At 74.0% G+C, this 12,858-nt stretch carries 13 protein-coding genes; 6 read left to right on the forward strand and 7 right to left on the reverse strand.

Annotation, left to right across the window (positions count from 1 at the left end):
* Nucleotides 1–26: 26 nt before the first annotated feature.
* Nucleotides 27–461: a hemerythrin domain-containing protein gene (locus VFJ94_RS11685; RefSeq protein WP_325004384.1), complete on the reverse strand. Its 435-nt coding sequence runs from the start codon at nt 459–461 to the stop codon at nt 27–29.
* An 18-nt stretch (nt 462–479) separates the two neighbouring features.
* Nucleotides 480–773, reverse strand: coding sequence for a DUF2249 domain-containing protein (locus VFJ94_RS11690; protein WP_325004385.1), 294 nt, complete (start codon nt 771–773; stop codon nt 480–482).
* 67 nt (nt 774–840) lie between these two features.
* Between VFJ94_RS11690 and VFJ94_RS11695 the strand changes: the two genes are divergently transcribed.
* Both VFJ94_RS11695 and glp read left to right on the forward strand, forming a co-directional pair.
* Nucleotides 841–1,554, forward strand: a complete 714-nt coding sequence (locus tag VFJ94_RS11695) for a helix-turn-helix transcriptional regulator (RefSeq protein ID WP_325004386.1) — start codon at nt 841–843, stop codon at nt 1,552–1,554.
* A 71-nt stretch (nt 1,555–1,625) separates the two neighbouring features.
* Entirely contained in the window at nt 1,626–2,819 is a 1,194-nt protein-coding gene (glp, locus tag VFJ94_RS11700; RefSeq protein ID WP_325004387.1) for a gephyrin-like molybdotransferase Glp, read from the forward strand.
* An 18-nt stretch (nt 2,820–2,837) separates the two neighbouring features.
* Here glp and VFJ94_RS11705 read toward each other — a convergent pair whose 3' ends face one another.
* Entirely contained in the window at nt 2,838–3,176 is a 339-nt protein-coding gene (locus tag VFJ94_RS11705) for a YciI family protein (protein ID WP_325004388.1), read from the reverse strand.
* 65 nt (nt 3,177–3,241) lie between these two features.
* On the reverse strand, nt 3,242–4,090 hold the full coding sequence (gene fdhD / locus VFJ94_RS11710) for a formate dehydrogenase accessory sulfurtransferase FdhD (protein ID WP_325004389.1): 849 nt from the start codon (nt 4,088–4,090) through the stop codon (nt 3,242–3,244).
* A 26-nt stretch (nt 4,091–4,116) separates the two neighbouring features.
* Between fdhD and mobA the strand changes: the two genes are divergently transcribed.
* Nucleotides 4,117–4,806, forward strand: coding sequence for a molybdenum cofactor guanylyltransferase (mobA, locus tag VFJ94_RS11715; RefSeq protein WP_325004390.1), 690 nt, complete (start codon nt 4,117–4,119; stop codon nt 4,804–4,806).
* A gap of 205 nt (nt 4,807–5,011) precedes the next feature.
* Nucleotides 5,012–7,057: a M4 family metallopeptidase gene (locus VFJ94_RS11720; protein WP_325004391.1), complete on the forward strand. Its 2,046-nt coding sequence runs from the start codon at nt 5,012–5,014 to the stop codon at nt 7,055–7,057.
* A 29-nt stretch (nt 7,058–7,086) separates the two neighbouring features.
* Here the strand turns inward: VFJ94_RS11720 and VFJ94_RS11725 are convergent, their stop codons facing one another.
* From VFJ94_RS11725 to VFJ94_RS11735, 3 genes are all read right to left on the reverse strand, one after another.
* Complete coding sequence (locus VFJ94_RS11725; protein ID WP_325004392.1) at nt 7,087–7,659, reverse strand: hypothetical protein; 573 nt, start codon at nt 7,657–7,659, stop codon at nt 7,087–7,089.
* A gap of 96 nt (nt 7,660–7,755) precedes the next feature.
* A complete protein-coding gene (locus VFJ94_RS11730) occupies nt 7,756–9,678 on the reverse strand; it encodes a penicillin-binding transpeptidase domain-containing protein (RefSeq protein WP_325004393.1) in 1,923 nt (640 codons plus the stop codon).
* 35 nt (nt 9,679–9,713) lie between these two features.
* Nucleotides 9,714–10,412 (reverse strand): GAF and ANTAR domain-containing protein, encoded by a 699-nt coding sequence (locus VFJ94_RS11735; protein WP_325004394.1) that lies wholly within the window; start codon nt 10,410–10,412, stop codon nt 9,714–9,716.
* A gap of 230 nt (nt 10,413–10,642) precedes the next feature.
* On the opposite strand from VFJ94_RS11735, the gene VFJ94_RS11740 reads away from it, so the two are divergent.
* Together VFJ94_RS11740 and VFJ94_RS11745 are read left to right on the forward strand one after the other, a co-directional pair.
* Complete coding sequence (locus VFJ94_RS11740; protein ID WP_325004395.1) at nt 10,643–11,734, forward strand: App1 family protein; 1,092 nt, start codon at nt 10,643–10,645, stop codon at nt 11,732–11,734.
* Between the two features lie 13 nt (nt 11,735–11,747).
* The gene (locus tag VFJ94_RS11745; RefSeq protein ID WP_325004396.1) at nt 11,748–12,608 is read left to right on the forward strand and encodes an Fpg/Nei family DNA glycosylase; all 861 of its coding nucleotides are present in this window, start codon (nt 11,748–11,750) and stop codon (nt 12,606–12,608) included.
* Nucleotides 12,609–12,858 lie beyond the last annotated feature (250 nt).

Consider the following 12,858-nt stretch of genomic DNA (forward strand, 5'->3'; position numbering starts at 1 on the left):
CTCGGAAGGGGACACTCCGAGCCTAGTCACCGCCGCGTGCCGGCTGCCTCGACCTCCTCCCAGTCGGGACCGTCGAGCTCGATGGCCGCGGCTGGGAAGAGCCCGTTGTCCTCCTTGTCCATGTGCGTCCGCAGCAGGTCGACCAGCTCGTCCACGACCCCGAGGTCGCCCGCCCGCACCGAGGCGACGAGGGCGTCCAGGGCCGAGTGCTCCGAGCAGAGGCGGTCGACGTGCGCGGTGAAGTCGGGGTTGCGCCGCAGGAGGGAGAAGATGCCGTGCTCCTCGTCGTGCGCGTGGGGGTGCAGGGTGCCGACGAGGTGGTCGAGCGCCCGGTCGACGACGGACTGCGCGCCGGTGTCGCGCGCACGACTCAGATCACCGGCGAGGGTGGTCAGCTGCTCGTGCTCGGCCATGAGCCGCCCGATGGGCGCGATGTCCCGGCACCCGCAGTAGCCGCACATGTCGCGTCTCCCGCGGTCTCAGGCCGGGCGGGTGAGGCGCAGCGTCCAGTCGTCAGGCCCCTCGTCGAGGTAGGTGACCTCGACCGCGCCGAAGCGGTCACGCAGCTGGGCGAGCAGCGGCAGGGGGTTGTGCGGGGCCACGAGGTCCATGGACCCGCCGGCCGGGATGGCGCCGAAGGCGCCGAAGACGGTGGCGTGCCGGATCGCGTGCGGGATGACGCGCACGTCGAGGGCCGGGATGCCCTCGTCGGTGCAGCCGCAGCCGCAGCCGCCCTGGCGGGTCTCGGTGAGGGGAAGGGGGTCGTGCGCCACGGCGTGCTCCTTGGGATCGGATGGAGGGCGGTTGTCCCGCCCCCCAGGATTTTATACGGTAGTCGTCGTGAGAATTGACGAGGGGTGGGGCCCGGAGCCCACCCGCGACGAGACTGGCGCGGCGGCTGCACTGTCGCCCCAGCGACGCCGCGTCCTCGACGCGCTCGGACCCGACCCGCTGCCGGTGGCCGCGATCGCCGCGCGACTGGGCCTGCACCTCAACACCGCCCGGGAGCACCTCGAGGGACTCGCCGCCTCCGGGCTCGTGGTGCGGACCCGGCAGGCTCGCGCCGGGCGGGGGCGACCGGCGTGGGCGTATGCCGTGCACCGGGCGGCCGTCTCGCGCGCTGCGGGCGAGTATGCCGCGCTGGCAAGCCTGCTCGCGCAGCACGTGGCGAGCCAGCCTGGTGACGTGGCAGCCGACATGTCGAGGCTCGGCCGGCAGTGGGGTCGCTCGCTCGCGTCCCGGCCCGCCGGGACGTCCGCCCAGCCGGCGGATGACGAGCCCGGGGAGCCCGACTCGCCGTCGGAGGAGGCCGCGGCCGAGGCGGCGCTGGTGGGCCTGCTCGACGACCTGGGCTTCGCCCCGGAGGTCGCCCCTGACGCCGTGCGGCTGCGTCAGTGCCCCATGCTCGACGTGGCCCGGCAGCGGCCGGATGTCGTCTGTGCCGTCCACCTCGGGCTGGCGCAGGGCGCGCTCGAGGAGGCGGGCGGGTCGGCGGCGGGCATGCGGCTCGAGCCGTTCGCCGAGCCGGGCGCATGCCTGCTGCGGATGCGGTGAGCAGGCGGGGCGCTGCCGTGCTGACACGGCCCGCCGGGGGGTCTCGCGGCCATGCGGCAGACTGGGCCACCGTGAGCCACGTGTCCGTCGCCGACCACCGGGCCGCCGTCGCGCGGGTCCTCGGCTCACCGCGGACCGGAGTCATCGCCCTGGACTGGCGGGCGGCCGGCCGGCGCCTCGCCGCGGACCTGCTCGCCGCCGACGACCTCCCCCGCTTCGACACCTCGGCCATGGACGGCTATGCCGTGCGCCCCGCCGGCGGCGGCGGGCGCAGCTTCCGCGTCGTGGGAGACCTCGCGGCGGGGGACCCGGCCGAGGTCGTGCTCGGACCCGGTCAGGCGGTGCGGATCATGACCGGCGCACGCGTGCCGGCATCCGCGACGGCCGTGGTCCCCGTGGAGCGCACCGATGCGGCACCGACCGGGCCGGTGCCGGCCCGGGTCGCCGTGTCACAGGACCCGGCGCCGGGCCAGCACGTGCGCCGACAAGGCGAGGACGCCTGTGCGGGTGCGGTGCTCGCGTCCGCGGGATCCGTCGTGACCCCCGCGCTGCTCGCCCTCGCCCGCTCGGCCGGGTGCGCCTTCGCCGAGGTGTTCCTGCGCACTCGGGTGGCCGTCGTCGCGACCGGGACCGAGCTGACGGCACCGGGTCGCCCACCAGGGTCCGCCGGCATCCACGAGTCGAACTCGGACATGGTCGCGGCCTTGGCGCGCGAGTCCGGCTGCGACATCACCCGCGTGCGGACCTGCAGCGACGATGCCGCCGAGTTCGCGTCCGTGCTGCTGGAGCTCGACGCCGCGCCCGACGTCGACCTCGTCGTGACGACCGGAGGTGTCAGCCAGGGCGCCTACGAGGTCGTCAAGCAGGTGTGCGGGCCGCTGCCGACCTTCGCCTTCGACCACGTGGCGATGCAGCCCGGCGCTCCGCAGGGGCTGGGCCGGTTCGGCGCCACTCCGGTGGTGTGCCTCCCGGGCACGCCCGTCGGCTCCTTCGTCTCGTTCGTCATGCTGCTGCGCCCCTCCCTCGACGGGCTCCACGGCGCGCCGCCCCGGGTCGCGCGGCGGGCGGCATACGTCGGCCCGGGGCGCCGAGTCCGGCCGGGGAGGGTGCAGTTCGTGACCGCGGTGCTGACGCCAGAGGGCTCGGTGACGGCCGCGCACCGGCACCACCTCACGGCGCTCGCGGCGGCCAACGCGCTCATCGAGGTCCCCGAGGACGTCGAGCAGCTGGTCGAGGGCGACGTCGTCACGGTGCACCCGCTCTGACGTCCCGGCGAACGGGCTTCAGGCGCGTGGGGTCGCCGTGTCGGAGACCCACGGGCCCAGGGTGGGGTTCCACTCCCGCACCACGCGGCGCAGGATGTGGCCGCCCAGCCAATACGGGTCGTTGTCGAAGGTGGTGAGCACCTCGACCATCGAGTCGGCCGAATACACAATGAGCGCAGCGTTGCTCGGCTCCTCGGCGGTCGGCTCGCCCGCGGAGACCTCGTCGTGCCCTTGCTGGTACATGCCGGCCACGAGCAGCCCGGGCTGCCCCGCGAGCCAGGCGCGGTGCTCGGGCCGCACCGTGGCGAGCTCGGTGGTGTCGTCGGGGTAGGTGTAGTGGATCGCGAAGATGCCCATGCGTGCTCCTGATGATCGGGGACTGAGGCGGTGACGTTCGAGGTGACAGACGAGGCGGTGACGGGTCAGGCGCTGACGATGCGGTCCTCGCCGGTGTAGACGTTGAGCCGGCTGCCGCGGACGAAGCCGACGAGCGTCATGCCGGCGTCCTCGGCGCACTCGACCGCGAGGGACGAAGGAGCGGATACCGCTGCCAGACAGGGGATTCCGGCCATGATGGCCTTCTGGGTCAGCTCGAACGAGGCGCGCCCGGACACCATGAGCACGCAGCCGGCGGCGGGCAGCCGGCCCTGCAGGAGCGCCCAGCCGATGACCTTGTCGACCGCGTTGTGCCGGCCCACGTCCTCGCGCACGACGAGCCGCTCGCCCTCGGCGGTGAAGAGGCCCGCGGCATGCAGCCCACCGGTCTTGTCGAACGACTGCTGCTGGTCGCGCAGCGCGTCGGGGAGCTGCGTGATGACGCGTGCGTCGATGGTCGTCGCGTCCGCGCGGACGTCGTAGGCCGTCTGCGCACGCAGCTGCTCGATGCTGGCCTTGCCGCAGACACCGCACGAGGACGACGTGAAGAAGTTGCGCGTGGCGGCCGCGGCCGGTGCCGCGACGCCGGGAGCCAGCGTGACGTCGATGACGTTGTAGGTGTTCTCCTCGAAGCCGCTCTCACCCGAGGTGACCGCGCCCTCGCAGTAGCGGGCGAGCAGCACGTCGTCGAGCGAGCGGATCAGCCCCTCCGTGAGCAGGAAGCCGTGGACGAGCTCGATGTCCGAGCCCGGAGTGCGCATGGTCACGGTGAGGGGGGCGCCGGCGACCCGCAGCTCGAGCGGCTCCTCGACCGTCAGGCTGTCGGTCCTCGCCCGCGACCCGGGCGAGTCGACGTCGACCGAGGTGATCTTGCGACGCACCGTGACCCGTCCCATGGGTCCAGCGTGCCAGACTCCGTGGGGTGCAGCGCCGAGAGGCTCCCCGCATACCGCCGGGCACGGCGGCGATCGTCCTCACCGGCGGCGGCTCGACCCGGATGGGCTCGCACAAACCCGCCCTCCCGGTCGGTGGGCGGCCCATCATCGAGCGGGTGCTCGGCGCCGTGGAGTCGCTGCCCACCGTCGTCGTCGGCCTGCCGTATGCCGTGCCGCCCGGAGTGCCGGTCGTGCGGGAGGACCCGCCGGGGTCCGGCCCGGTCGCCGGCATCGCGGCGGGGCTGGCCGGGCTCGACGCGCTCGTGGACGCCGGCTCCGTCGGCGACCTGCGGCTCGTGGCGGTGCTGGCCGGCGACCTGCCCTTCCTCACGGCGGCCGCCCTGGCCGACCTCGCCGCGGCCCTCGAGCCGGGTCGGGACGCCGACCGCGCGGATGCCCCCGAGGTGTCGCTGGCCGCCGGACCCGACGGCGCCCCGAACTGGCTCTGCGCGGTGTGGCGGGTGCCGGCGCTGCGCCGGCGCCTCGCGGCCCTCGGGGACCCCTCCGGCACGAGCGTTCGGCGGCTGACGAGCGAGGTGCGCACGGTGCTCGTCGCCGACCACGAGGGCTGGTCCGCCGACGTCGACTCGCCGGAGGACCTCGATGCGGCGCGGGCTCGCGCTCGACGCGGCGCCGGCCCGCGCCCGAGGCCACCGCTGAGCCCGCGCGGCGGGTGACGGCATCCGACGCGGGTGGCGGGCAGCCCGTCGCCGCCCGGTGAGCGGGCCCGGTATGCCCGCCTCGTCCGCAATGTGGTATTCGAGTTGACCAGGTGGGCGAGCGGCTGGGACCGTTCCTGCGGTGCGTCCGCGGTCTCGAGCAGTGGGACCGGCAGGCCTGCCTGGAGCGGCACCCGCGCCGCGGCCCCGACAAGGAGCAACAGTGAACCGACCGAAGTTGGGGCTGGCGACGGGCGGTCTCCTCGCTCTCGCCCTTGCCGTCCTCCCCGCGGCCACCGCCGGCGCGATGGTCGCGGCGCCGACCGTCGGGGCGGCCGGCCTGGCGGCGACCGAGCAGGCGCGTGCGGCCGCCTCCGCCACCGCGCTCGGCCTCGGGTCCGGAGAGCAGCTGACCGTCCGGTCCGTCACGACGGACCCCGACGGCTCGACGCATGTGCGCTACGACCGGACCTACCACGGCCTGCGGGTCATCGGCGGCGACCTCGTCTCCCACCGCACGGCGGCGGGAGCCGTCAAGGCGGTCACGTGGAACGTGCGCAAGGCGGTCGCCCCGCCCTCGACGACGCCGAAGGTTGCGCGCAGCGCGGCCCGCGAAGCGGGACTGCGGGCCTCCACGGCGAGCAACGAGTCGGTCTCCGCCGGCGAGCTCGTCGTCTACCAGGCGGCGAGCGGCCCCCGGCTCGCCTACGAGGTCGTCACCGAGGGTGTCGCCGCCGACCAGACCCCCACCCGGCTGCACACGGTCGTCGACGCCACGACCGGCGCCACGCTGGCGTCGTGGGACGACATCAAGCACGGCACGGGCAAGAGCCTCTTCGTCGGCACGGTCCCCCTCGGCACGACTGCCGGGACCGGCAGCTTCACGATGAGGGACGCCCACGGCAACTACACGACAGACCTCGGCAACCGGACGACGGGCACCGGCACCACCTTCACCGACGCGGACGACGTGTGGGGCAACGGCACCACCAGCGACCGCGCCTCCGCCGGTGTGGACGCGCACTTCGGGGCGGGCAAGACCTACGACTACTACAGCACCGTCCTCGGTCGCGCCGGCATCTGGAACACGGGCGCAGGTGCCCGCTCGCGCGTCCACTACGGCACCAACTACTCCAACGCCTTCTGGGACGGCACCCAGATGACCTACGGCGACGGCGCCAACAACGCGGCGCCGCTCGTCGAGCTCGACGTCGCCGGCCACGAGATGTCGCACGGCGTCACGGAGAACACCGCCAACCTCACCTACTCGGGCGAGTCCGGCGGCCTCAACGAGGCGACGTCCGACATCTTCGGCACCGCCGTCGAGTTCTACGCCAACAACCCGGCCGACGTGCCGGACTACTTCATCGGCGAGAAGCTCAACCTCAACGGCAACGGCACTCCGCTGCGCTACATGGACAAGCCGAGCAAGGACGGCGCGAGCCGCGACTGCTGGTCCTCGACCCTCGGCACCCTCGACGTCCACTACTCGTCCGGGCCGCTCAACCACTGGTACTACCTCGCCTCGGAGGGCTCCGGCACGAAGACGGTGGGCGGCGTGACCTACACGTCGCCGACGTGCAACGGCTCCACGGTGGGCGGGATCGGGCACCTCAAGGTCGAGAAGATCTGGTACCGCGCGCTGTCGACCTACCTCACCTCGTCGAGCAACTACTCGGCGGCCCGCACGGCGGCGGTCAGGGCGGCCAAGGACCTCTACGGGGCGGCCAGCCCCGAGTGCACGGCGATCGCCTCGGCCTTCAGCGCCATCAGCGTCGCGGCAACCGCCGAGACGTGCGCCGCCACCCCGCCGCCGACCACCGGCAACTGGGTCGCCAACGGCGGCTTCGAGTCCGGCGCGGTGAGCTGGACGGCCACGTCGGGTGCCATCACCAGCTCCGCCAGCCGGCCCGCCCACACCGGCACGTGGAAGCTGTGGCTCGGCGGCAACGGCACGACGGCCTCGGAGTCGGCGCAGCAGTCCTTCACGGTGCCCGCCACGGCCACCGCGCCGAAGCTCACCTACTGGCTGCGCGTCGACACCGCCGAGACCACGACGACGACGGCCTACGACAAGCTGACCGTCTCGCTGGGCGGCACGGCGGTGAAGACCCACTCCAATCTCTTCACGCCGAAGGCGTCCTACGTCCAGGTCAGCGTCGACCTCACCGCCTACAAGGGCAAGACCGTCACGCTGAAGTTCGCCGCGACGGAGGACGCGTCACTGCAGACGAGCTTCGTCATAGACGACGTCGTCGCGCAGGGCTGACCCGCCGCGGCGCCCCAGCGCCTGCGGCGTCAGCGGCCGGTGGCCGGCGTGCACCGCGTCATGGCGGGCGTCGTGAGGGTGACGTCGGAGACGAGGGCGGCGACCATCCCGGACACCGCACCGAGGGACGGGTCGGTGAGATCGACGGGCCGGCCGTCGACGTCGGTGACGGTGATCCGGATCGGCTCGCTCTCGCCGCGGTCGACGGGGCTTGCCGGGGGCGTCGACGTGCCCGCCAGCCGCAGCGTGCTGAGGGCTGCGAGCAGCTCCCGGCGCTGGGTGGGCCCGAGGGCGCACACCCGGCCATGGATGGCGGTGCCGTCGACGGTGAGCCTGCCGCCGGCCTCGAGCACGATCGTGTCGTCGAAGCCGGCCCTGCCGCCGGTGCGTCGCAGCGTCAACGGGAAGGTCGGCCCCGTGGCCGCCTTCGGCGCGGCGTCGTCGGGGGGTGCCCCGCCGGCATAGCCGTCCAGCGGGCCGCCGTCGACGGCGGGGGTCTCCCGCGGTGCCGCCTCCCCGGCCGGGGCGGAGGAGGGGGAGCCGCAGCCGGCCACGGCCAGCGCTGCCACGGCGAAGGCGCAGCGCGCGGCTCGCTTCCCCATGGCGACCATCCTGCTCGCACGCCCCGCGATGTGCACGTGGGCGCGGCGGCGGGTCGGGGGAATCGGCAGGCCCCGCAAAGGCCCGGGGCCTGTCGCCTACTTCGCGTCGTAGGCCTTGAGGAAGCTGAGGATGAAGGGCGCCGCATGGGTCGAGCCGCTCGGGCCTTCCTCGTTGTATGCCGCGATCGCAAGGTCCCCCCGGCCGGCGACCATCCACGCGTGGGTCTTGGGCGGGTTGCTCGTGCCGAACTCGGCCGTGCCCGTCTTGGCGTACTCCACGCCGGCAGGGGCGAGCACCTTCCCGGAGCCCTCCTGCACGACGGCCCTGAGCTCGGCGCGGAGCACCTCCGCCTCGGACGGGTCGAGCGGGACGGTTGGAGCGGGGAGTATCTGGTCCGTGAGGACTAGGCGCGGGCGGACGGTCTGGCCCTTGATGACCGACGCGAGGACGACCGCCATGGTGAGGGGTGAGGCCTCGACGCGTCCCTGGCCGATGAAGGACGCGGCGTGCTCGACGACGTCCCTGGTGGGCGGCACGGAGCCGAGGAAACCGGCAAAGGGCAGGTCGAGGTCCTCGCCCATGCCGAGGGAGTGCGCGGCCGTGATGAGCTCGTCCTGGGACACCGCGGCGTGCTGGCTGAGGAAGGCCGTGTTGCACGAGTGGGCGAGCGCCGTGCGCAGCGGGATGGCGCCGAGCGCGCCGCGGGGGTAGCCGGAGTAGTTGCCGAAGGTGCGGCCCCCGACGTTGAGCGTCGGCGTGCACGGCACGGGCGTGTCGGCGGTGGCGCCCTTGCGGACCATGGCGAGGGAGCTCGCGATCTTGAAGGTCGAGCCGGGCGCGGCCCTGCCCGCGAGGGCGAGCGGAGCCCCGCCCGCACCGGGTCCCACGGCTGCGGCGAGGACCTCGCCCGTCGAGGGCCGGATCGCCACGAGCGCGGTGGGCCGCGCGGTCTCGGCGGCGAGCGCGGCCTCCGCGGCGTTCTGCGCCTTGGAGTCCAGGCTCACCCGCAGCGGGGTGCCCTCGGTGGACTGCTCGGCGAAGAGCTCCCGCCTGCCGAGGACGCTGCCGTCGGCGCCCCTGCGGACGGCCTGGACCGCGAGCCCCGGCGTGCCGCGCAGCTGCTCGTCGTAGCGCAGCTGCAGCCCGGACTGGCCGACCTCGTCGCCGGGCTGGAGGCGACCGGACGCCTTCTTGACCTGCTCGGCGCTGGCCTCGGCCACGGAGCCGAGGATCGGCGCGGCCCACGTGCGGGTCGGCGCGAGGACCTGCATCCTCGGCTGCCGGGAGGCGCCCGGGACCGCGTCGATGGCAGCCAGGCCCTTGGTCAGCGCCGGGTCCGTGGCACGCAGGGTGAGGGCCGGGACGAAGGCCTGCGGGCCCGCGGCCGCCACCTTGGCGGCATACGCCTTGGCATCGGTGCCGAGGACGGTGGCGAGCCGAGTCGCCGACCCGGCCGCTTGGGCGCCGGGCACGCGCGTCTTGTCGAGCCCGACGACGGTGACCTCCCGCTCGGTCATAAGCGGCGTGCCGCCGGCGTCGACGATGTCCGCACGCCGCGGCCACTTGCGCGCGACGCTCAGCACCTCGTCGGAGGCGAGCCCCGGCGCGACGACGGACGGTGTCCACGCCACCTGCCACGCGCCGTCGACGAGGCGCAGCGAGGCCCTCGTCTCGTAGCCCCAGTCCGTGGGCGCGCTCGAGACGTCCCACCGCGTGTAGAGCATCACCGTGGCCTGGTCGGAGCCCTCCTGGGTCACCGAGGTCACCGTGACCGCGGGGTGCAGGTCTCCCATCCCGCGGTATGCCGCCTGCACGAACGCCGTCGCCGCCTCGGGCGTGGCGCCGCCCAGCCGCACCTGTCTCAGGTCGCCGCTCGCGAGGCCGGTGGCCAGGGCCTGCGCGGCGCCGCCGGGCTCCGGTGCCTGCGTGAGGAGCGAGCACCCACCGGTGAGGGTCACCAGGAGGGTGACTGTGGCAGCGGCCGCGTGGCGCGTGCGGCGTCGAAGGCCCCTGGTCATGGGTCCACCGTACGGGGCGGCACGGACTGACCCCGTCAGACGCGCAGCCCCAGGGTCACGACGGCCTCGGCGACGGTCCGGACCTTGGTGTGGTGGCTGCGGGCGTGCCGGCGGAGCCGCTCGAAGGCATCCTCGACGGAGATCCCGAGGGCGCTCGCGGTGATGCCCTTGGCCTGCTCGATGACGACCCGCGACTCCAGGGCGTACTGCAGCTGCGACGTGAGCTGCTCCTGGTGGCGCAGCCTGGAGCTGTTGACGAAGTACCCGGTGGCGAGATCGGCCATGAGGCTCGCGGCGAGGAGGTCGGCCTCGCTCCACTGGCGGGGGGCGTCGGAGTAGAGCGTGAGCACGCCCAGCGTCTCGTCCCGCAGGGCCATGGGCACGGAGGCGACGGCGGCGAGGCCGAGCCGGCGGGCGACCGCGCGGTAGTCCGGCCATGGCTGCTCGACCGCAGCGAGGTCGGCGACGGTGCGGGGCGCGCGGGACCGGTAGGCATCCAAGGCCGGCCCACCCCGGCTCGAGCTCTGCACCTTCGCGAGCTCCCGGAGGGATGGTGGGACCGCCGTGACGCACCGCAGTCCGTCGCCGTCGGCGAGGTCCACCGCCGTGCCGACGAGGCCGAGGTCGCGCGTCACGCTGGCAACGAGGTCGTCCAGCGTCTCGTCGAGGTCGTATGCCGTGAGCAGCCGGTGCGCCAGCCGGGCGAGGTCTTCCAGGAAAGCCGTGTAGTCCAAGCCACTCGCCCCATTCGCGGCCGTCGCGTCCCAGCCGCACCGGCTGTGGTGCGGCCGCTCCCCGACTCCCGCTGGGATGTCGGATGCGGCCGCATTCCATCCTAAGTCGGTTGCACCCTCACGGGTGGCGATTTATCGGGATTGGTGTCGCTCTGTGGAGAAGCCGCGGGGCTCGGGTCCTCGCAGGCCGGGCCCGTCCGCGGCAGCAGCCGATCAAGTACGTTGGGCACATGTCCCGACCGCACGCGGCCGCACTGATCGAGGATGCCGTCAACGCCCGGATCGAGCGGCTCCTGCGCGGACGCGGATGGGGCAACCGTGTGCTCACCCACATCGGCTACGGGTCGACGAGCTTCGTGCGCGTCTTCGCGCGCGTCGTGCTCGGTCGGGGCGGGTCGGGAGGACCGCCGAGCCGGCAGGACGCGACCGGCGCCCTGGCGCCGGCGCACTACGAGCGCGGCTGGCGGGTGTTCCTCGCCGCCCCGGCGAGCGGGGTGCCGGTCACGGTGACGATCGGCGAGCGGACCGTGCACGCCCGCAGTGACCGCGGGGGTCACGTCGATCTCGTCGCGCACGACCACGGGCTGGCGCCCGGGTGGCAGCAGGTCGTCGTCCACGCGCCCGGCACCGACCCGGTGCCGGCCGACGTGTTCATCGTCGGCGACGACGTCGACTTCGGCCTCATCAGCGACATCGACGACACGGTCATCACGACCATGCTGCCGCGGCCGCTCATCGCCGCGTGGAACACCTTCGTGCTGCGAGCCAAGAACCGGCACGCGGTCCACGGCATGGCGCCCTTCTACCGCGCCGTGCTCTCGGCGCACCCTGGCGCCCCGACGGTCTACGTCTCCACCGGTGCGTGGAACACCGCGCCGCCGCTCACCCGCTTCCTCCTCGAGGCCGGCTACCCGCTCGGCCCGCTGCTGCTCACCGACTGGGGTCCCACCAACACCGGCTGGTTCCGCAGCGGGCGCGAGCACAAGCGGGACAGCCTGGAGCGGATGGCGCGCGACTTCCCGAACATCAGGTGGCTGCTCGTCGGCGACGACGGGCAGCACGACCCGCAGCTCTATGCCGACTTCGCCGAGGCGCGGCCCGACCACGTCGCCGCGGTCTGCATCCGCCAGCTGACCGCCACCGAGCAGGTCCTCTCGCACCCGATGGGCCGCCTGGAGGCGCCCGCTCGGCCCTCTGCGACCCACAGCGTGCCGACCTACTGGGCGCCGGACGGGCACGCGATGCGGCGCGCCCTCGAGGAGGCCGGCCTGATCGGCAAGCCCGTCGCGGCCGACGAGCAGCCCTCCCGCCCGGGACGCTGAAGGAGGCGGGTCCATGCCGGAGCTGCCGGAGGTGCAGGCCCTCGTCGACTTCCTCGCCGCGCGGACCGCGGGGCTCGCCGTGACCGGGGTGGAGCTCGCGTCGGTCAGCGTGCTCAAGACCTTCGACCCGCCGCCGCAGGCGCTCGCCGGGCTGCCCGTGGACGCCGTCCGCCGGCACGGCAAGTTCCTCGACCTCGACTGCGACGGCACCCACCTCGTCTTCCACCTGGCCCGGGCCGGATGGCTGCGGTGGTCGGACCAGCTGCCGCGGACCGTCGTGCGCCCTGGCAAGTCGCCCATCGCGCTGCGGGTGCGCCTGTCCGACGGGTCCGGCTTCGACCTCACCGAGGCGGGCACCAAGAAGTCGCTGGCGGCATACATCGTCACCGACCCGGCGCAGGTCCCCGGCATCAGCCGCCTCGGGCCCGACCCGCTCGCCGACGACTTCACCCGGGAGGACTTCGGCGCCCTCATCGCCGGGCGGCGCACCCAGATCAAGGGCCTGCTGCGGGACCAGGAGTTCCTCGCCGGCGTCGGCAACGCCTACTCCGACGAGATCCTCCACGTCGCCAAGCTCTCGCCGTTCGCCATCGCCGGCTCGCTCAAGCCCGAGGAGGTCCAGCGCTTGTATGCCGCCCTCCGCGACACCCTGAAGGGCGCCGTGGTCGCCGCCTCCGGCAAGCCGGCCGCCGAGCTCAAGGACGCCAAGCGCGAGGGTATGCGGGTCCACGGCCGCACCGGCCAGCCCTGCCCCGTGTGCGGCGACACCGTCCGCGAGGTCTCCTTCGCCGACTCCTCCCTGCAGTACTGCCCGACCTGCCAGACCGGCGGCAAGCCTCTCGCGGACCGGCGACTGTCCCGCCTGCTCAAGTGAACGTGACCGCGGTCACACCCGCAGGCGCGCCCGAACCGGGCGGCTCGCTCGCGCGTCTAGACTCTCGGGGCCTTCTCCGTCCGGCCCTTGACGGCCGCTGCCCCCTTCCCCCTGGACGACTTCCTCGTGACCTCCACCGTTGACCGCCCCGCGCCCGATCAGGCGAGCGAGCGCGCTCCGCGGTGGTGGGAGCGGGCCTGGCAGCGCCTGCAGCGGCGCCTGCCGCACGGGCGGATGCGCTGGGTCGCGG

The organism is Intrasporangium sp. (assembly GCF_035688975.1).
Classification (GTDB): Bacteria; Actinomycetota; Actinomycetes; order Actinomycetales; family Dermatophilaceae; genus CALMNV01.

Bases quoted from the DNA above. Each gene is read 5' to 3' on its own strand.
- VFJ94_RS11685 (WP_325004384.1), bottom strand. From the start codon at position 461: ATGTGCGGCTACTGCGGGTGCCGGGACATCGCGCCCATCGGGCGGCTC.
- fdhD (WP_325004389.1), bottom strand. From the start codon at position 4,090: ATGGGACGGGTCACGGTGCGTCGCAAGATCACCTCGGTCGACGTCGAC.
- VFJ94_RS11740 (WP_325004395.1), top strand. From the start codon at position 10,643: ATGTCCCGACCGCACGCGGCCGCACTGATCGAGGATGCCGTCAACGCC.
- VFJ94_RS11725 (WP_325004392.1), bottom strand. From the start codon at position 7,659: ATGGGGAAGCGAGCCGCGCGCTGCGCCTTCGCCGTGGCAGCGCTGGCC.
- VFJ94_RS11730 (WP_325004393.1), bottom strand. From the start codon at position 9,678: ATGACCAGGGGCCTTCGACGCCGCACGCGCCACGCGGCCGCTGCCACA.
- VFJ94_RS11745 (WP_325004396.1), top strand. From the start codon at position 11,748: ATGCCGGAGCTGCCGGAGGTGCAGGCCCTCGTCGACTTCCTCGCCGCG.
- VFJ94_RS11705 (WP_325004388.1), bottom strand. From the start codon at position 3,176: ATGGGCATCTTCGCGATCCACTACACCTACCCCGACGACACCACCGAG.